This is a genomic window from Pseudomonas sp. RU47 (assembly GCF_004011755.1).
Classification (GTDB): domain Bacteria; phylum Pseudomonadota; class Gammaproteobacteria; order Pseudomonadales; family Pseudomonadaceae; genus Aquipseudomonas.
Genome location: NZ_CP022411.1, coordinates 4,441,384 through 4,461,115 on the forward strand (window position 1 = coordinate 4,441,384; position 19,732 = coordinate 4,461,115).

Here is a 19,732-nt window from a genome sequence, read left to right on the forward strand (position 1 = left end):
AAAGGATTCGCCTGATGCACATCATCAACGCCCGTTTGCGCAACCAGGAAGGTTTGCACGAATTGCACCTTGAAGACGGCCTGATCCGCAGCATCGCCCGGCAGACCGAAGCGCCGACCCTCGGCCCGGATGACCTCGACGCCGGCGGCAATCTGGTGGTGCCGCCCTTCGTCGAGCCGCACATTCACCTCGACGCCACCCTTACCGCCGGCGAGCCGCGCTGGAACATGAGCGGCACGCTGTTCGAAGGCATCGAGTGCTGGGGCGAGCGCAAGGTCACCATCACCGAAGAAGACACCAAGACCCGCGCGAAAAAAACCATTCAAACGCTGGCCGCCCACGGCATCCAGCACGTGCGCACCCACGTTGACGTCACCGACCCGCAACTCACCGCACTGAAAGCCATGCTCGAAGTGCGCGAGGAAAGCCGTCACCTCATCGACCTGCAAATCGTCGCGTTCCCACAGGAAGGCATCGAGTCGTTCCGCAATGGCCGCGAGCTGATGGAAGAGTCGATCCGCATGGGCGCGGACGTGGTCGGCGGGATTCCGCATTTCGAGTACACCCGCGATCAGGGTGTCAGTTCAGTGAAGTTCCTGATGGACCTGGCCGAGCGCACCGGTTGCCTGGTCGACGTGCATTGCGACGAAACCGACGACCCACACTCACGCTTCCTCGAAGTCCTCGCCGAAGAGGCGCGCAGCCGCGACATGGGCGCCCTCGTCACCGCCAGTCACACCACGGCGATGGGCTCCTACGACAACGCCTACTGCGCGAAACTGTTTCGTCTGCTCGGGCATTCCGGGATCAGTTTTGTCTCCTGCCCGACCGAAAGCATTCACCTGCAAGGGCGCTTCGACAACTTCCCGAAACGCCGGGGCGTGACCCGCGTGAACGAATTGCTCGAAGCCGGGATGAACGTGTGTTTCGGTCAGGATTCCATTGTCGATCCGTGGTATCCGCTGGGCAACGGCAACATCCTGCGGGTGCTCGAAGCCGGACTGCATATCTGCCACATGCTCGGTTACCGTAACCTGCAAAGTGCACTGGATCTGGTCACGGATAACAGCGCCAAAGCCATGCACCTGGGTGAGCGATATGGCCTGGAACAGGGGCGTCCGGCGAATCTGTTGATTCTGTCGGCGGACAGCGATTACGAGGTGATCCGCAGTCAGGGCTTGCCGTTGTATTCGATTCGCGGCGGCAAGGTGTTGATGAAGCGGCAGATGCCGGTGGTGGAATTCAGTGGTGAGCTGAGCTGAGAGGCGCCCCGTAAATCCAATGTGGGAGCGAGCCTGCTCGCGAAGAGGTTGGCAGATCCGGCATCACCGCCTCAGACATAGCGCTTTCGCGAGCAGGCTCGCTCCCACAGGGTTCGGTGTTTGAACATGATATTTGTATTCAACACAAAACCCTGTGGGAGCCGGGCTTGCCAGCGATGGCGTGTTTGAATTCAGCCCATCAACCGCGCCGTACCGAACAATCTGACCCTCAGCAATTCACCGTCTGCTGCTTCGAGCAAAATCGGCGCCGTACCGCCGGGCATGACCACCTGCACTTCTCCGGCCACAACCCAACCCACCCGCCACGCCGCCGATGCCACGGCACTGGCGCTGGTGCCGGATGAGGCCGTCGGCCCTTCGCCACGCTCGAACACCCGGGCGAGGACCCTCTGCGGTGACTCCAGCACGGCCCATTGCAGATTGACGCCTGCCGGGCATGGATCACCGGCACCGACGGGTGTGGCGTAGGCAATTTGGGTCAGGCCTTCGTTCAGTGGCGATTCACGCATCTGTTCATTGCTTGGCAACGCCGCTGCATCACCGAGCAGCGTGACGCAATGCGGATTGCCAATGCGTACGAATTGGCTGTGCGCCCAGTCGGGATCAAGTTGTGCCAAGGGGTGGACGTGGCTCACGTCTCGAGTGTTGAACTCAATGCCCTGAACCGTCTGCGCAGCGACGGCATCCGGCCCGAAACCGGGTTGGCCGAGATTGAGCCAGAAGCCTTGAACGCCTTCGACAACAGCCGGTTTTACTGAGGTTTCCACCGCGTTGCCCCTGTCATGATGCACGCGTAACAAGGCGCCCTCCTCCGGCATCAATCCTTGCTCGGTCAGTGCCTGCGAGAAAATCGTCAGGCCATTGCCACTGCGCTCGGCGAGCGTGCCGTCGGTGTTGACGATCAATACGTCGAACGGCGCCGACGTCTGGAACGGGCCGATCAGCAGGCCATCGCTGCGGTGGGATTTGCTGTTCGCCGGGCGTTGATCTTCGGGCCAGTCACAGCAGAGTTTGATTGCCGCTGCGCTCCAGGACTGACGCGACGAGGCGCATTCGGTGGCGCTGGCGGGCAAGGCATTGCCCTCTGAGCGCAGCGCTTGCGGAGAAACCACGCCATAAATATTGCCCCGTGCATCGTAGAACTGAGTCATCAGTGTTTGTCCCCTGTTGCCGAAGAAGACCACTGTAAAACGCAATCCCTTGTGGGAGCGAGCCTGCTCGCGAATGCAGTGTGTCAGTCGATATATTTTTCAGCTGACACTCCGCCTTCGCGAGCAGGCTCGCTCCCACAGGAGGATGTGCATGACCGCTTATTGGTGAGTCTCTGTTCCCACAGGTTAGGATGTCGTCTGCACATCCCCGAACACCCGCGATCGAACCTCATCGCTGAATCACTGTCCTTCGGGGACGCGAAGTTTTTTGCCAAGGATCGATATGACCAGCCTCAACCCTCAAGACACCTTCGTCCCCGGACGCCTGCAACAGATGTCCACGCGCATCGCCTTTTTCATCGCCGGACTCGGCATCGCCGCGTGGGCGCCCTTGGTGCCGTACGCCAAGGCCCGCGCCGGACTCGATGAAGGCACGTTGGGGTTGCTGCTGTTGTGCCTCGGCGTCGGTTCGATTCTGGCGATGCCGCTGGCGGGGATTCTGGCCACGCGCTTCGGCTGCCGGCGCGTCGCCACCGGTGGCACCTTGTTGATCTGCGCGGCGCTGCCGTTACTGGCGACGGTGTCGTCGATACCGGCGTTGATCGCCACACTGTTCATGTTCGGCGCCGGCCTGGGCACGGTGGATTCGACGGTGAACCTGCAAGCAGTGATCGTCGAACGCGCCAGCGGCAAGAACATGATGTCGGGTTTCCACGGTTTGTTCAGTCTGGGCGGGATTGTCGGCGCGGCGGGGGTCAGTGCCTTGCTCGGCCTTGGTTTGACGCCTCTGACCGCCATGCTGGTAGTGGTCGTCGTGCTGATCGCGGCATTGTTCAAGTGCGTGCCGCACATGTTGCCTTACGGCAGTGAAAGCTCCGGCCCGGCGTTCGCCATCCCTCACGGGATCGTGCTGTTTATCGGCGGGATGTGCTTCATCGTGTTCCTGACCGAAGGCGCGGCGCTGGACTGGAGCGCAGTGTTTCTGGCGCAGGAACGCGGGATCGACACGGCGTACGCGGGATTGGGTTATGCAGCGTTTGCATTGACCATGACGGCCGGACGTTTGATGGGTGACCGGATTGTGCGGATCGTCGGTGCAACGCGGATCATTCTGTTTGGTGGTCTGTTGGCAGCGGCCGGTTTGTTTCTGGCGACATTTGCACCGAGCTGGGAAGCGGCGCTGGTCGGTTATGCGCTGGTCGGTGCGGGTTGTTCGAACATCGTGCCGGTGCTGTACACGGCGGTGGGCAAGCAGACGGTGATGCCGGAGAGTATCGCGGTACCGGCGATTACCACGCTCGGTTATGCAGGGATTCTGGCCGGGCCGGCGGTGATCGGCTTTGTGGCGCATGCCAGCAGTCTGAGTTTTGCCTTTGGCTTGATGGCGGTGTTGTTGGTGGCGGTGGCCATTGGCGGCAAAGTCCTTAAAGTCTAAAAGCTTCGCGAGCAGGCTCGCTCCCACAGGATTTCAGTGATCCATGTGGGAGCGAGCCTGCTCGCGAAGAAGGCGCCGCGGTTTATCAAAAACCGACGCTAGCCTGCACAAAGAACGTACGCGGCGCGCCCACATACATCCCCGAGTTGTTGTCGCTGGAGCGGGTGAAGTACTGCTTGTCGAAGACGTTTTTCACCCCGGCGCCCAGCTTCAGGTTCGACACCTGCGGCCCGAAGTCATATCCCCCACGCACGTTCCAGGTCACGTAACCCGGAATGTCGCCATACTGCCCGTCCGCCGTGCCTTCGGTGATGTAGTTGCCGTTGAAACTGCCATCGGCATTCACACCGGTGCCCGGCGAGCGCTGTTTGGACTGGGCGAAACCGTCGAGGTTGTAGGTCCAGCGGTTGATGTCGTAACGCAAACCGACGGTCGCCACCTGCCGCGAATAGAACGGCAGATCACGCCCCTTGAAGCCCGGAATCTCGCCTTCATAAGTCGCGCGGGTGTAAGTGAAACCAGCATTGGCGGTCAAGCCATCGAGACGCGGATCCAGCGCCGCCATGTCGTAATGCGCCGAGGCTTCGATGCCTTGGTGTTTGGTCGCGCCGAGGTTGGTCCAGCCCACGTCGTTGCTGATGTATTGCAGTTCGTCATCGAAGTCGATGTAGAACAGCGTCACCTCGCCGCCCCACACGTCATCGTTGTAGCGCGTGCCGACCTCGTAGGTCTTGGCCTTTTCCGGCTCCAGGCCATTGGCGGTCTGGTCACCCGAGCCACCCTGGCCGAGCTGGAAATACTGCAGGCTGCCGAACGAAGTTTCGTAGTTGGCGAACAGTTTCCACGCGTCCGACAGGTGATACATCACGCTTAGCGCCGGCAGCGGTTCATTGCTCTCGATGCTGCGGTTTTTCGCCTGCACCGGTTTGCCGACCGTGTCGAGCACCGCACGGTCATGCCAGTCGGTGCTGATGTGTTCGAAGCGAATGCCGGGAGTGATGGTCCAGTTGCCGACGTCGATTTTGTTGTCGATGTAGACCGAGTTGGCCTCGGTGCCGCCGGTACGATCCTGAAATACATGACCATCAGACGTCGGCGTGAGCACCGGCTGGTTGTTGACCAGCGCCACGCGGCTCGACGATTCGTGCATCGCCTCTTTCAGATAGCGATAACCGACGCTGACTTCCTGGGTGGTCGGGCCGACATCGAATACCCGCGACACCCGTGGCTCGATGCCCAGGGTGTAGTAGGAACGCGGGTACGAGCTGAGGGTTTTCTGGTCGCGAGCGGCGATGGTGCTGCCACGGAAACTGTCGGTGTAGTAGGTCAGGATTTCCGCTTGAGTGCGCTCGTCAATCTGGCGGATCCATTTGAACGACACGTCTTTGCGCCGACCGGTGAACTGGTCGTAGTCACGCACCGAGTCATACGGTTTGTCGTCGTACTGCTTTTGCGTCAGACCGCCGGGCATGTCCGCCGTGGCGTCGTAGTAGTGAAAGTTGAGACTGAAATCGTCCTGATCGGTCGGTGCCCAGTGAGTCTTGAGCAGCACGTCGTCGATGTCGTTGCCGTTGTTGCGCTCGCGGTAGCCGTCACCGTTGACGCCGGAATACAGCAACGCCACGCCCATGCCGTTGTCGGCGGTGCCGCCGAGGAACGCGGTGTCGATGTGTTTCCAGCCACCGTACTGAGTGGTTTCCAGGGTAGTGCCGATTTCACCGGTGGCTTTTTCGGGAATTGCGCGGGTGACGAAGTTGATCACCCCGCCGACGTTTTGCGGTCCATAACGCACCGAGCCGGCGCCACGCACCACATCAATGCTGTCGAGGTTGCCCGAGGAAATCGGTGCCATCGACAGTTGCGGCTGGCCGTACGGGGCAAACGCTGCCGGCACCCCATCGATCAACACCGTGGAGCGCGGCGACAGACGTGAAGTCAGGCCGCGCACGCCGACGTTGAGGGAAATATCGCTGCCGCCGGTGCCGTTGGAATCCTGCACCTGCACGCCCGGCACACGCTTGAGCACGTCGCTGACGTTCATCGCACCCTGCTCGACCATCGCTTCGCGGCGGATCACCGTGCGCGCGCCGGGGTGGTTCTGCACCACGGCGGCATTGGCATCGCCGAGCCAGTCGCCGACCACCTTGATGTCGGTCACGCCCAGTTCGAGCGGGCCATTGTTGGCGGCGGAAGTTGCCGCTGGCGACAGGGTCACCGAACCTTCGTTGATCTGATAATCCAGACCGCTGCCCTGCAGCAATTGGCGCAACGCCTGCTCCGGCGAAATATCGCCGTCGACTGCCGGCGCCTGTTTGCCGGCGACCAGGTCCGGGCTGAAAAACACTTGCAGCGATGTCTGCTGGCCCAGTTCGCTCAGGGCCTGGCCCAATGGCTGCGCACGGATATGAATGGCTTCACCGGCGAACGCCAGTGGCATGGCTGCGTTGACCGCCAGCGCAAGGGCCAGCGGCAGCCAAGGGGATTTTTTGTTGTTGGCAGGGGTGTTTTTCACGTCGTACGTAGTCCTGTGGATCGCAAGAGTGTGCGGCTGTTAATGCAAACCAGTTGCAGTTGAACAGGAAGACGATGAACTCGAAAAAAACCTGAATTTTATTTTGCGATTATTTCCTGACTGCCATCCGCAAGGGTGCGAACGGCCACCGGGAGGATGCTCGGCAAGGCTTTGAGCAAGGCGTCGGTGTTGTCGGATTTGAACACGCTGGTCAGGCGCAGACTGGCCACGGCCGGGTTGGCGACGGTCAACGGTTTGTCGCGATAACGCGACACTTCGGCTGCGACTTCACTGAGGCTGGCATTATTGAAGACCAGTTTGCCGCTGCGCCACGCCGTCAGTTGCGTCGGGTTGACTGCATAGACTGCGGCGACTTTGCCTTGCGCATCGACGTGAGTGCCGAGGCCCGCGGTCAGGCTGATGAACTGATCATCCGCTGCATCACGCCCCTGCACTTTCACCGTGCCCTGCTCCACCGCCACGCGGGTTTGCGTGAAGTCGCGGCGCACATCGAAACGCGTGCCAGTGACCGTGACTGTGCCGTTGCCCGCCTCGACCACGAACGGTCGCGAGGTGTCGTGTTCAACGCTGAACATCGCTTCGCCTTCGGTCAGCTCGATGACGCGACGATCCTGTTCATAGCGCACCTGCAAGCGACTACGGCTGTTCAGATCGATCACCGAACCGTCCGGCAGCGCCACATGTTTACGTTCGCCCAGCGCCGTGGCGAACTCGGCGCTGTAGCCACCCGGATGATTCAAGCCACTGAACAGTCCCAGCCCGAGCGCGACCGCCAGCACACTGGCAGCCACGGCATAACGCAGCAATGGACGGCGTTCGCGGCGGTTTGGCGGGGTTTCAACAAGGGCTTTGAGGCGTGGCGCCGGGAGCAGATCGGCGGCCGACCACAAGCCTTGCAGCAACTGGAATTCGTCACGGTGCTGCGAATGTTCATTCAGCCAGGCGTCGAAGCGCTGTTGCTCGTCGGCATCAATGACCGGCTCCTGCAAACGCACAAACCAGCGAGCCGCGTCATCGCGCACCGTTGTTTGCCCGCACGCGCAATCATGAGTATCCATCATGGAATGTCCTGTCTGGCCGGGAATATAAAGACACACAGCCCCCTGTAGGAGCTGCCGAAGGCTGCGATCTTTTTGCCATGACGCACATTCACGATTGCAATCCGTCCAGTCGATCACGCAGATGCCGCAGGGTGCGGATCATATACTTTTCGACCATGTTCTTGGACAGCCCGAGGCGTTCGGCGATTTCCGCCTGGGTCAGGCCTTCGATCTTCTGCCAGACGAAGATCTTGCGGCAGTTGACCGGCAGTTCGGCGAGCGCTCGTTCAATAGAGTCGGCCAACTGGATCGCATGCATGTAATGCTCCGGGTCGCCGGACGACGACTCACTGTGATCAAGGGCCTGCGACTCCATGGCGCCGCGCCGATCCTCACGCCGATAACCGTCGACCGCAATATTGCGCGCGGTCTGGTGCAAATACGCCCGTGGCTGCTGCACCGCCGCCGAATCGGACTCAAGCACCCGCACAAAGGTGTCGTGCGCCAGATCCTCGGCCTGCGCGCGATTGCGCAGGCGGCGAGTCCAGGTGCCGATCAACTCTTCGTAATGCTCGAAAAAGCCGGGTCTGCGGGGACGCATGGGGGTTTGGGCGGCGTGCTGAGGAAAGGGGCGTGAATAGTAATGCTTCGTATTAAGGCAAGGCAATGGATTTGCGAACGGGCGAAAACAATCGGAATCGTTACACCTGGTCGCCCCCATCACCGCAAGCACTCAGCAGGCCAACCGGCACTGGTGCGGTGTTTTCCTCGCCACCCTCCATTCCTCGGCAACCAAAGGTCGGATAAGCAATGCATGCTCTCTCATTCAGGCGGCCTGGTCGTGGAAATCCCGAGCGCTGTTTGCTGCCTGTCGCTGACGCGCAACCATCAACGCGACAAAGCTCACCAGTGCCGCCGCCAGCAGGTAGTACGCCGCCATCATCGGGTCACCGGTGTGGCGATACAGCAAGGTCACCAACGTCGGGGTAAAACTGCCGAACAGCACCACCGAACTGGCGTAGGCCACGCTGATCCCGGTCGAGCGCACGGCCACCGGGAACAACTCCGCCAATGCCGCCGATGCCGGTCCGGCGTACAGCACCATTAACATCGCGAGGCCCGCCTGCAACAGCATCAATCCGCTGTCCTGCGGATTCTGCTTGAGCGCCAGGAATGCCGGATACGCCAACAACAACACCCCCAGCGCCCCGAGCAGCATGACGTTGTACCGCCCCCAACGATCCGACAACCAGCCGCCCAATGGGCTGAGCAAGGTAATGAAACCGACCAGGGTAATGCCGTAATAAGCCTTGCCGGCATCAAGATTGAGCATGGCCTGGGCGTAAGCCGGCATAAAGTTGATCAACTGGGTGCACACCGTCCACAGGGCAACGAATGCGATGCCCAACACAAGGCTGCGCCAATGCTGGAGGATTTCTTTCGCGGGGACTTCGATCCCCTGTCGGGCGTGAGCCTGGAATGCGCTGCTTTCATCAATGGTGCGACGCACGTATACGCCGACGAAGTAGATCAGCACCCCCAGGACAAACGGCACACGCCATCCCCAACTGCCCAACTGCTCAGGCGTCAAAACGGTCGCCAGGATGCTCGCAAACAGGCCACACAATAAAAACGAGCCTGCTTGTGCAACCTGCTGGATCGAGGTGAAAAAGCCTCGCCGCGAGGCCGGTGCCGATTCGCACAGGTAGGCCAGCGCGCTGCCAATTTCGCCACCCGCCGCCAGCCCTTGAACAATCCGCGCCGCCACCAGCAGCACCGTGGCGCCATAGCCCAGCACGCTGTAGCCAGGACAAAAAGCAATCAGCACAGTGCCGACAGCCATCATGTTCATGGTCAGGATCAACGCTTTCTTGCGTCCGTGGCGATCGGCGTAGCGGCCGATGAGAAACGCACCAAGCGGTCGCGCCACAAAACCCACCGCCAGGGTGACGAAGGTCGCCAGCAGCGACATCAGTTGATCCTGGGCGGGAAAAAAAGTCTTGGCGATGTGCAGGGAAAAGATCGCGAACAAGGTGAAATCGAACCATTCCAGGGTCGTGCCTATTCCTACAGCCAGCAGTATCCTGCGCTGCTGCCGCGGCGAATCCGTATGCTTCATGGCGATGCTCTTCCAGACGTAGACGCGCAGGCCCGCGCGCACGGAATGCTTGGGTGCGGATGAGCACCAGACCCGTTCAGGCCTGGTGCACGGTCACTCCCGCAGGCTTACTGGACGCTGAACAGGCGCGAAGTGCGCTCCCATTCGCGTACGGTCTGATAGTCAGCATGGAGCACATTGCTGTCGGCATGGCTCATGAAGACGATGCCGGGGCTGGAGAACAAGTCGACCGTCTTGACCACGGCGTCCCCTTCTTTTGGCGCACGCTGCAGCCAGGCTTTGCTCTTGAGGGTCTTGAGCAACTCATCGTAGGAGGAACGAGTGACAACACCTTCCTGGCTGGAGATGAACTGCACCTGCCACAGCGGGTAATGGTGACCCTGCTGCGCATCGACGATGGAGTCGATGGCCGACTCCCCTTCCCTGACCAGCTTGCCCACCAGATCCAGCTGACTGGCGCCGACCGCGTAGTTGGCCGCCGGACGATTGAGCCCCCCCGACAGACGCGAGGCACATTCGATCAAGGTCGGGCCTGCCTCGGTCACGATCAACTCGGTGTGGTTGGCACCGTAGCGGATACCCAAGGCATTCAGTACGCCGTGAACGTACTCGACGATCTCCTTCATTTCGGGCGACGTCGGGTCGAACAGCACGGCACGGTCATAGATCCAGCCACCGTCCGGTGCCGGCAGCTTGTCGGCGCGCCAGATCTCGGTGATCACATGCTTGCCATGGCCGCTGACGCCATTGATGAAATACTCCGGCCCTACCAGCAAGCGCTGCGCCAGCACCGCATCATTGCGCTCGCCCAATTGGTTGACCGTGCCGAAGAGCTTGTCGAAGCTGTCGACGAGTTCACCTTGATCGGCGCAGAAGGTCACCGAGTCGGTCCCGGCACTGGCCTGAGGCTTGATGACCACCGGCCAGCTGCCACTGGCGGCCCACTGGCTCAGCCCATCGCGGTCACGGGCCAGATAGTGATCCATGCTGCGCAGGCCAACGGCCTTGAGGCGCTCGTGCATGGTGTATTTGTCGCGGCGCGCCAGGCTGGTGGACGGATCGTTGCCCGGCAGTTGCAAGGCCGCGGCGAGCAGGTCAGCGACAATCACCCCGCTCTCGGTGCCCGGCAACACGGCGCTCGGGTGCAAGGCGTTGATTTCATCGGCGAGGCGCTGGATATCACCGTGGTACTCGAAGTGCGCTATGTATTCGTCCTTGTGGTAGGTGCGCAGGTAGTACTCCGGCGGATTGGGTGAACTGCTTACGTGAATGCACTTCCAGCCAGACTCGGCCATCAGCGCCGGCAATTGTGAGCCTGATGAATAACCATCGACTACAACGAGGATTTTTTCCTTGGCTTGTGTCATTTGCTGTCTCCCTTGAATTTCATCCATGTGCCAAACACCGTAACCAGAGCGATCACGGAACAGCCCAAAGCAGAGGTCATCGACCACTGGATTCGGGCATCAAATACTTGAAAGACGTAAGTGAGCAACGGCGCCCACGCCAGCAACGCCGCCACGGTAAAGGGTTCCGAAAGAAGGATGCCGCGCTGCAGCAGCCACAACGGAATGATGACCCCGAGCAGCGTCGCAATGGCCAGGCCACCCAATTGCGTACTTGAGGCAAACGCGAAGCCGGGACCGCTCCAGGCAAGCACCGCCGCGACGATGATCAGCAAGTAGAACCGATGAGCCATGATCCGTGTGGCAGTCCAACTGCGCTCGCCCAATTGTTTGGTCGCGATGGTGTTCAGCGCTTGGGATGCACCGCCGGCCGCGGCGGCGGCGAGGCCGATAACCGTGTCGCTGAAGTTGATCGGGCGAATCCCCGCCAGCCCCACCAGGGACGCCCACGCCAGCAACGCTGTGCCGGAAAGAATGCCCGCCGCGACCGCGTAGGTGTAAAGCGGCAACTGACGCCGCCGAACGATGCGCTCCAGCAGAATCGTGCTCACCGGCCCAAGCCCGCCCATGATGGCGCTGACGATGGCGGGTTCGATGTAGCGCAGGGCATAGAAGTAGCCGATCCAGTTCAGGGCGCTGGTGAAGTTCAGGACGGTCAGCGGGCCGGCAGCATCGGCACCGATTGCCAGGCCTTTGGTACCGGAACTCAGCAATAACCGCGACAGAAAGAAGCCGCTGGTGATTACAAAACTCCAGAACAGAAAGGTGAACGGATGCAGTTGCTGCAGCAGGTTGCCCGAGAACACCGCGTTGGCGTTGGCCAGAATCAGAAAGGCCGCCACATACAGAATGCCGGCCCGCACCACACCACGGCTGACAGGCGTAGCCATGCCACTAAGGCTGACTTCAGGCTTGTTCATTGACGGTCTTCTCCATGAATACACTCAGCGGGTCTTCCCGGTAATCAGCGAACGGGCCGCGATCGCGAAAACCTGCGCGGCGGTAGAGCGAAATAGCCTCCGGCTGGCTGACCCCGGTCTCCAGCAACAAGGTACGGGCACCATTGCGATGGGCGAGCTGTTCAAGCCGCTTGAGCAACCGCGCACCCACGCCACGTCGACGGGCATTGTCGGCGACAAACATGCGCTTGAGTTCTGCCTGCCCTTCGCCGATCGCCACCACCGCTCCGCAACCCAGCACTTCGCCGCTATCCAACTCGCGGGCGACCACGAAGCTCACCCCCGGAGCCTTGAGCTGTGCGACGTCGAGCATGTGCACGCTTTCATCCGGGTACAGGGAACGTGCGTAATCTTCCGAGCGTTGAAGCAGCTCGGCGGTCTGCAATTCCTCGGGGTCACCCTCGTCGATGCTGTAGCCAGTCTGCCCGGTGGCCGACGGCGATGCGTAATCCTCCAGCACCATGGCAGCGCCTTTTTCGCCAATCATCAGGGATGCGGCGTTGGTATTGCCCGACACCATCGTCGGCATGATCGACGCGTCGATCACCCGCAAACCGTCGAGTCCGCGCACGCGTAGCCGATGATCGACCACGGCCAGCTCATCGTTGCCCATGCGGCAGGTACCCACGGGGTGATAAGAGGTGTCGCCCTGAGTACGGGCATACGCCAGCAATTCTTCATCGCTGGCGACCTGGGTGCCGGGGGACAACTCGTGATCACAGTAGGGCTGCAGGGCCGCTTGGGCAGCAATGTCACGGATAATGCGCATGCCCGCAATCATCCGCCGGCGATCATCCTCATGTTCAAGGAAGCGCGACTCGATGACCGGTGCCTCGCCAGGGTCACTGGAGCAAATGTGAATACTGCCGGTGGATTCGGGCCGTAACGGATACAGGCCCACGGTCATGCCGGGCAAGGTGTCCAGACGACGACTGGAACCAGGGCCGTAACTGGCCGGGGCGAAATGAAACTGCAAGTCTGGCCGTGGCTCTTCCTCGCGTGATTTGACGAAGCCATGGCCCAGAGCAATCGGCAAACTGAGTACGCCGCGACGGCGAAAGACGTAGTTGAGCGTTTCCCTGAACAACGCGAAACCACGGGTGCGTTCGTTAAAGGTGATTTTCTGGCGAATGCGCCACTTCAGTCGGGACGCGAAGTGATCGCGAAAGTTCTCACCCACGCCAGGCAGCGCATGTCGCAGCGGCACGCCGGCCTTCGCCAGTACCGCTGGCGCACCAATGCCGGACAACTCGAGCAACTGAGGCGACTGAATGACACCGGCACTGAGGATCACCTCACGCCGGGCCGTGGCCGATTGCAACGTGCCTTTGAGGTACTCCACACCCACACAGCGCTTGCCTTCCAGACGCAGTTTTTGCACCGCGGCCTCGGTAATCACCGTCAGGTTTGCCCGCTTGCGCGCCGGCAACAGGTAGCGGCCATAAGCCGAGGAACGACGGCCCTGATCATGGTTGACCTGGTAATAGCCAAAGCCCTCCTGATCGCCGCTGTTGTAGTCGCGATTGCGTCGATACCCGGCTTCGCCGGCTGCCGCCAGAAAGGCATCGCACAACTCGTCATATTCGCGTGGCAATGCCACATGAATCGGCCCGTCCTGGCCACGACTCTCGCCGCTGACGTCCACGCTCGACTCCAGGCGTTTGAAGTACGGCAACACTTCGTCCCAGGTCCAGCCCGGGTTGCCTTGACTGGCCCACTCGTCATAGTCCTCGCGCTGACCCCGGACAAAGATCATCCCGTTGATCAGGTTCGATCCGCCCAACAGGCGCCCCCGTGGAATCTGCAGACGGCGTCCGCCCAGCGTCGGGTCCGGGCGGGTCTCGAAGCACCAGTCGTATTTCGGATTACCCATCAGCAGCACTTCACCGACGGGGATCGACAACAATGGACTGCGGCGTTCGGCCCCCGCCTCCAGCAGCAGTACCTTGATCGCCGGGTCTTCACTCAAGCGTGCAGCCAATACGCAGCCAGCCGCGCCGGCGCCGACGATGATGTAGTCATACTCGCTCATGCCCGTCGGTTCCTGTCCTGATTGTCGGCGGTGCGCGCACCGATGGTGGTGCGATGCAGCAGGCGACGATATTTGTCGTCATACACCGTGGCCTTGTGCATGGCGCTGCGGTTGTCCCAAAGAATGATGTCGCCCGGGGTCCAGCGATGCCGATAGGTGAATCGCGGCTGCACCGAGAACTCCTGCAGGAACGTCACCAGTGGCGCACTTTCCTCCAGCGGCAAACCTTCGATCCGCCACGGCACGTTGCCGCCGGCATACAGCGCCTTGCGCCCACTGACTTCATGGCGACGCACCAGCGGTTGCGGCACGTCGATCCACTCAGCCAGTTCCTGGGGAGATGGCGCAGGCCGGTCGGGGTAGTTGTAGGGCCGTGACTGAGTCCGGCTGATGACCACCTTGAGGTGTTCGATACGATCCTTGACCGCTTCCGGCAATGCTTCATAAGCGGCAAACATATTGGCGAACCACGTGTCGCCGCCTTCCGGCGGGATTTCCAGCGCATGCAGCATCGATCCGGCTGGCGGCACGTCCAGATAATGGCCATCGGTGTGCCAGACCCGACCGCTGACCGGCGAGCCGATCAGTTTTCCATCCTTGGTAATGTTCGACAGGATGAGGATTTCCGGCTGGGTCTGTTCGCTGAACTGCGAGCGGGTATAGCTGACCAGCTCACCAAAATTGCGGCTGAACGCCAGTTGCTGATCAGGACTCATCGACTGGCCACGAAACAGCAGGATGGTGCTGCTGATCCAGGCGTTGTAAAGCGCTTCGATCGTGTCGTCACTGAGCCTGGCATTGACGTCGATGCCACGGACTTCGGTGCCGATAAACTCAGTAACGGGGACTAACTCAAGCATGCTGCCTCCTTGGTCTTCATGGGATCAGACTTCCGTGCTGACCGTGTCTTACACCGCGATATCGTTGTCGACGATCCAGCGATTCATCTCCACCAACTGGATCAGCAGATGCGCGGGACTGGCACCGCCCGGCAGCATCGAAGCATTGAGCTGGTTCGCGGCGATCTGCTCGATCAGTGCGCTGAGACGCGGGGTATCGAACATCCAGGCAATCGGCGATTTGGGATCAGTCGCGATCCAGCGCGCTTCGCTGATGAGTGCCCGGTCATATTCAGAGTCCTGAATGTGCGGGTACGCGCTTTTCTTCCGATTCAAGGTAGTCGGCGGCAGGATGTCGTGCATGGCAGCCTTGAGCAAACCTTTCACGCCGCCACGGGATTTCATTTCCCACGGCACGTTCCATACGTACTGGATCAGTTCCGGATCGCAGAATGGCACGCGCACTTCCAGGCCTTGCGACATGCTCATGCGTTCCTTGCGATCCAGGATCACCGACAACGGGCCGGACATGCCGAGGAACAGCACCTCGCGCATGCGCGCCGCGTCGCCGCTTTCGCCAGGCAGGCGTGGCACCTGACTCAGCCAATAGTCGTAACGGGCACGTTCGTCCTCTGCCACGCGCTGTGCACTGATCAGGCTCGGCGACAGATAGTGGGCCAGCTTCGGGCCATCGCCCAGCCACGGGAACTGAGGACGGGCCAGCAGCTCGGGTTTGAAATAATAAGGGTAGCCGCCGAAGATCTCGTCGGCAGCCTCGCCAGTCAGCGCCACGGAGCAATTGCCGCGCATGCGTTCGAACAGCAGGTACATCGAGGCATCGAACTGCCCCCAGCCAGGCAGGCCGCGGGCCTTGCGCGTAGCCGGAATGACGCCGAGCAGATCCTGCATGGTTGCACTGAGTGTCGTGTGACGGGTACCCATGTATTCGGCGGCCAGCGCGGCGAAGGGTGCATCGATGTCAGGCCGCAGTTCGGTGGAGGTAAAGGCATCCTCGTCACTGTCGAACTTCAGGCAGAAGGTATCGAGTGCTGCGCCGCGGCCCTGGCTTGCCAGTTGCTTCATGACCAGCGCGGCGACCGACGTGGAATCGATGCCGCCGGACAACATCGCCGCGCAAGGCACTTCATGCACGTACTGGCGCGCCACGACGCCTTCAAGCAGTTCGCGGACGCGGTCCTTGGTCTGCTCGAAATCATCGGTATGCGCGGCGCTTTCCAGTTTCCAGTAACGATGTAATTCATGCCCACGTTCGTCAAAGGTCAGCACACTGGCGGGAGGCAACTCGTGCAAGCCTTGCAACGGGGTTTCGCCAGGCAGCGCCATGCGCGGCTGAAGCACGATGGCCAGCGCGCTCGTGTCCAGCCGGGCGGTAAAGTGGGGATGGGCTTTGATGGCGGTAGGTACGCTGCCAAAAATGACGCCGCCGTCACGCAGGGTGTAGTAAAGCGGTTGCAAGCCGAGGCGGTCTCGCGCCAGCAATAATCGGCGCTTCTGGCCGTCCCAGATCGCGATGGCAAACATGCCTTCGAGGCGTTCAACGAACCCGACACCCCACTGGGCATAGGCCCGGCGAATGATTTCAGCGTAGGACCAGCGATCAGGTGCCGGACCCAGGCCAGCGAGTTGCTGCTGCAACTGCGCAGCGTTGTACAACTGCCCGGTGTACATGATAGCCACGGTGGCGCCATGGATCTCGCCAATCCACGGCTGCTCGTCCCAGTCATAACGCGAAGTGACTGTACGGCAATGTCCCAGTGCGACCTCAGGCCCCAGCCATACCGCATGCCCGTCCGGTCCACGCCCGGACATCGCAACGATCATTGCCGAGACAATTTCGGCGACTTTCGAACGAGGAATGTTTGCTTGCTGCCCAACACCGTGACGCAGGTCGACCCAACCGGCCATGCCGCTCATATAACACTCCTTGTCGAATTACCTACGGGCAACGCCTTTATTGGCGAAACCTGTTCCATGTAGATCAATGTGCCGCCTGGACTGACTAAAGCAATTTCATGCTTCGTTTTTAATATCTCTGTTCAGCCGGGGCACAAGCTACTTCAAGCAATACATCCCTGACAAGTGCCTTGTTAATCACAAATAACCTAATTGAAGGTGCTTATTACCTAATGTAATTTGCGCAAACTCAAAGCAACTCGCAGGCGCACCAGAACGGCGCAAAACAGCCACACCACCTAGATTGACGCACTAAAAAAGCGCACAACTAAGCACCCTTGTTATTTCGCTCCTTATCATCCGGACGCGCGTAACACAGCCTGTCCCGAGGGCTCAAAACAAATCAATAAAAATATTATTCAGTAACCAACTACATAAAATCTATAGAGTTTTTAGTTTCGCCATCGCCGTTCTTTCGGCTCTTTGAGTTTTTTTTAGTTCTCCCTACTTGTCGTAAAAAAAAATTCGCTGTTATGCTCCACGGCAAGCAGCGTGGTGCCCTGTGTGCCACACCTTCACATGGAATGTGATTCAAGGAATGTATATGGATATTCATCTGCCGGTCATCTACCCGTCTTTATTGCTGCGCCGTCCAGTTGCCATTGCACCTGGACGTTAGTGCCAGCACGGCTATCGATCAGCCAGTCATTCCAGGTCAAGCCTAACTAATCAACGCACTTGGCGCGCTGTTACCGACATGCGCCGCGACTATTAGTCATGCCCGCCCGGAACATCGTCCAGTTACTGAGTCCGTGCTTACTTGCGCCTGTTTGCAGGCTGAGTGGGCGCTGCCGTACATCAATAAGTAGAGGGAGTAATGAGCGTGAATCGGTTCGACTATTCAGGCAATCTTGCCAAGGCCACCTCCTACCGCGGTTATCGCAGCCCTTTCTGGCCGCCGGCGAGCAACTACAACCTGACCCTGCTTGATCTTGCGCCGACGAACCCTCGTCAAGACGCTGCCTGGCAAGAACGACTGGACGCGCTGAAGGCCGCCATCGATGAGCAATGGCGCAGCGCCAAGCTCGATGGCGTGGCAGAACGCACACGTTTCAGCAACCCCGGCGCCGTGGCGCAAGCCCTGCGCGCGCTGGAAAACGACCTCGAGCGAGCTCATGATCGCCAAGCTGTACAGCTCAGGGCCAAGGCCATCGAATACGGCTACAGCGACGAGATACTCAAGACCCTGGCCGGCCTGCAAGAAGAGGTTTCCCTGGTCGCCGGGCAGATCGCTACCTGGTACGGCAAGCAACCGGGAGGACTGCCGACAGCCTTTGGCTGCCGACGCAATCCGGCGCGACAACAGGACGTGGAACTGGCCATGAGCCTGGTGGATCAGATCCCCGCCTATCTCAAGCAGTTGCACACCAACCTGCGCCTGGGGGAGTTGCCGGCCTTCGCCGCCACTGATGTTTTTTTCATGGCCGGTGAAGGCAATCTGCACCCCAAGCATGTCGCCTACTTCCTGCCCGAAGATGAAGGCGTCAAACGTTCGCCGTTCAAGAAAACCTACTACTTCGCCAATACCCACGCGGCCATGGTCGAGCATTTGGCGGCGCCGCTGGCCCGGCAGTTCCTGTCAACCGGCAAACACTATGACCCGACTGGCGAACACCTGCGACGCATTCCTGCGTTGGGCGTGCTCAGCCATGAGCTGGGCCATTTCGTCCATCGCCCGGCCACTCAATACGGCCCGTTGAACACCCTTGACCGCTGGGCATCGGTGGTGCTGCAAGAGGTGGCAGCGGATGTCTATGGCATCCTCATTCTTGCCCAGGTATGGGCGCCTGCCCTGCAGATTCCGCCCGAGCAGGTGCTCGAGTACTACCTGGGCGAATGTCTGCGCTACCTCAACCGCGGACTTGGCCTTTTTCCCGATTGCGACGGCATGTACCTGCAGCTGTCGTACTTCGTCCAGCTCGGTGCCCTGACCCTGCGCCAGGACGACCCGCAACATCCACAACTGGTGGTCGATCACGGCGCCCTGCTGGCCGGTTTGCGTTCGCTGGCCAGAGTGCTGGCGGATGCCCTGCTCGACGGCGACCCTGATGCCGCCGTCGCCTTTTACCAATGCTACGGACCCGCACGGCCCCAGCCGTTGCAGGCACTGGTTGCTGCGCTGGCCAACGCGCCGGCGCAGTCCATCGAATACGTGCAAGAGCCTGTGCGTGTACCCACGGACTGCGACGCAACTCGCGCGCAAGCCCGACTCTAGACAAGGAGAGACAGAGATGACGAAGCCGATGCAGGACCTCCAACAGGTGACAGATTACTACGGCACCGCCCGCAAGTTTGGCGACAGCAACGCCACCATCTATGAGATATGGGAACAGGGTGGGGCCTTCAACGACTCGATTACGCCTTCTACCTACAGCCCGGAATATCGCTCGCACCTGGGTCTCAAGCTGAAATCGCTCACCCAGGAAGGTGCAACGATTTTCTCCATTGGCTGCGGCAACGGATTTGTCGAGGGCGATCTGGTGGAGGCCAGACGTCAGGTCAGAGCCATCGACTTCAATGACGAAGCCGTGATCCTGAGTCGCAAAAAAGGCGTCGATGCGCACAAGGTTGACTTCTTCAAGCTGGAGCCCGGCTCCCTCGCCGGGGTCAAGTCGGTTTACGCCGATGGCTTGCTGGGCCACCTCTTCCATCCCGAACTGGAACTCAAGCCGACCTTCGACAAGCTCAAGGAACTGAACCTGGACTCCGGCACGGTTCTGGTGTTCTCCAATGACTCGCCACGCGATCCCGAGGCTCTGTTTGCGGCCCACGATAAGGTCGATGGCTTCTGGTTCATTTCCAGGGACTATCTGCGTGATGCGCTGATCGAGGCCGGCTTCGAGATCCAGGAGTCGTACTACTTTCCCTACACGCGTCCGATCAGTGGCCTGCGCAATCGCACCATGTGCGTCGCTCTGGTGCCCTGAACCCGTCCACCCCCTGCGCCGCGAGGAGAAACCT

The 19,732-nt window shown here is 60.4% G+C and carries 14 protein-coding genes; 4 read left to right on the top strand and 10 right to left on the bottom strand.

Going from position 1 to position 19,732, the window contains the following annotated elements; genetic code table 11:
* The first annotated feature begins 14 nt into the window (after window positions 1-14).
* The gene (gene codA, locus CCX46_RS20175; protein ID WP_127929080.1) at window positions 15-1,262 is read left to right on the top strand and encodes a cytosine deaminase; all 1,248 of its coding nucleotides are present in this window, start codon (window positions 15-17) and stop codon (window positions 1,260-1,262) included.
* Window positions 1,263-1,453: 191 nt separating this feature from the next.
* Here the strand turns inward: codA and CCX46_RS20180 are convergent, their stop codons facing one another.
* On the bottom strand, window positions 1,454-2,434 hold the full coding sequence (locus CCX46_RS20180) for a diaminopimelate epimerase (protein ID WP_127929081.1): 981 nt from the start codon (window positions 2,432-2,434) through the stop codon (window positions 1,454-1,456).
* A 283-nt stretch (window positions 2,435-2,717) separates the two neighbouring features.
* On the opposite strand from CCX46_RS20180, the gene CCX46_RS20190 reads away from it, so the two are divergent.
* Entirely contained in the window at window positions 2,718-3,869 is a 1,152-nt protein-coding gene (locus CCX46_RS20190) for an MFS transporter (RefSeq protein WP_127929082.1), read from the top strand.
* An 85-nt stretch (window positions 3,870-3,954) separates the two neighbouring features.
* Here CCX46_RS20190 and CCX46_RS20195 read toward each other — a convergent pair whose 3' ends face one another.
* The 9 genes from CCX46_RS20195 to asnB all read right to left on the bottom strand — a co-directional run bounded on the left by CCX46_RS20195 (window position 3,955) and on the right by asnB (window position 16,732).
* On the bottom strand, window positions 3,955-6,381 hold the full coding sequence (locus CCX46_RS20195) for a TonB-dependent siderophore receptor (RefSeq protein ID WP_127929083.1): 2,427 nt from the start codon (window positions 6,379-6,381) through the stop codon (window positions 3,955-3,957).
* Between the two features lie 98 nt (window positions 6,382-6,479).
* Window positions 6,480-7,463 (bottom strand): FecR family protein, encoded by a 984-nt coding sequence (locus CCX46_RS20200; RefSeq protein WP_127929084.1) that lies wholly within the window; start codon window positions 7,461-7,463, stop codon window positions 6,480-6,482.
* Window positions 7,464-7,551: 88 nt separating this feature from the next.
* Window positions 7,552-8,043, bottom strand: coding sequence for a sigma-70 family RNA polymerase sigma factor (locus CCX46_RS20205; protein WP_127929085.1), 492 nt, complete (start codon window positions 8,041-8,043; stop codon window positions 7,552-7,554).
* 225 nt (window positions 8,044-8,268) lie between these two features.
* Complete coding sequence (locus tag CCX46_RS20210) at window positions 8,269-9,561, bottom strand: MFS transporter (protein WP_127929086.1); 1,293 nt, start codon at window positions 9,559-9,561, stop codon at window positions 8,269-8,271.
* A 107-nt stretch (window positions 9,562-9,668) separates the two neighbouring features.
* Complete coding sequence (locus CCX46_RS20215) at window positions 9,669-10,928, bottom strand: ATP-grasp domain-containing protein (RefSeq protein WP_127929087.1); 1,260 nt, start codon at window positions 10,926-10,928, stop codon at window positions 9,669-9,671.
* Window positions 10,925-11,887: a DMT family transporter gene (locus CCX46_RS20220; protein WP_127929088.1), complete on the bottom strand. Its 963-nt coding sequence runs from the start codon at window positions 11,885-11,887 to the stop codon at window positions 10,925-10,927. The genes CCX46_RS20215 and CCX46_RS20220 overlap by 4 nt, the downstream gene beginning before the upstream one ends.
* Complete coding sequence (locus tag CCX46_RS20225) at window positions 11,874-13,958, bottom strand: GNAT family N-acetyltransferase (RefSeq protein ID WP_127929089.1); 2,085 nt, start codon at window positions 13,956-13,958, stop codon at window positions 11,874-11,876. Before CCX46_RS20225 ends, CCX46_RS20220 begins: the two co-directional genes overlap by 14 nt.
* A complete protein-coding gene (locus CCX46_RS20230) occupies window positions 13,955-14,818 on the bottom strand; it encodes a TauD/TfdA dioxygenase family protein (protein WP_127929090.1) in 864 nt (287 codons plus the stop codon). Before CCX46_RS20230 ends, CCX46_RS20225 begins: the two co-directional genes overlap by 4 nt.
* A 48-nt stretch (window positions 14,819-14,866) precedes the next feature.
* On the bottom strand, window positions 14,867-16,732 hold the full coding sequence (gene asnB / locus CCX46_RS20235; protein ID WP_127929091.1) for an asparagine synthase (glutamine-hydrolyzing): 1,866 nt from the start codon (window positions 16,730-16,732) through the stop codon (window positions 14,867-14,869).
* 862 nt (window positions 16,733-17,594) lie between these two features.
* On the opposite strand from asnB, the gene CCX46_RS20240 reads away from it, so the two are divergent.
* Together CCX46_RS20240 and CCX46_RS20245 are read left to right on the top strand one after the other, a co-directional pair.
* On the top strand, window positions 17,595-18,986 hold the full coding sequence (locus tag CCX46_RS20240; RefSeq protein ID WP_158013185.1) for a hypothetical protein: 1,392 nt from the start codon (window positions 17,595-17,597) through the stop codon (window positions 18,984-18,986).
* A gap of 16 nt (window positions 18,987-19,002) precedes the next feature.
* Window positions 19,003-19,698, top strand: coding sequence for an oxin biosynthesis protein (locus CCX46_RS20245; RefSeq protein WP_127929093.1), 696 nt, complete (start codon window positions 19,003-19,005; stop codon window positions 19,696-19,698).
* The last annotated feature ends 34 nt before the right edge of the window (window positions 19,699-19,732 follow it).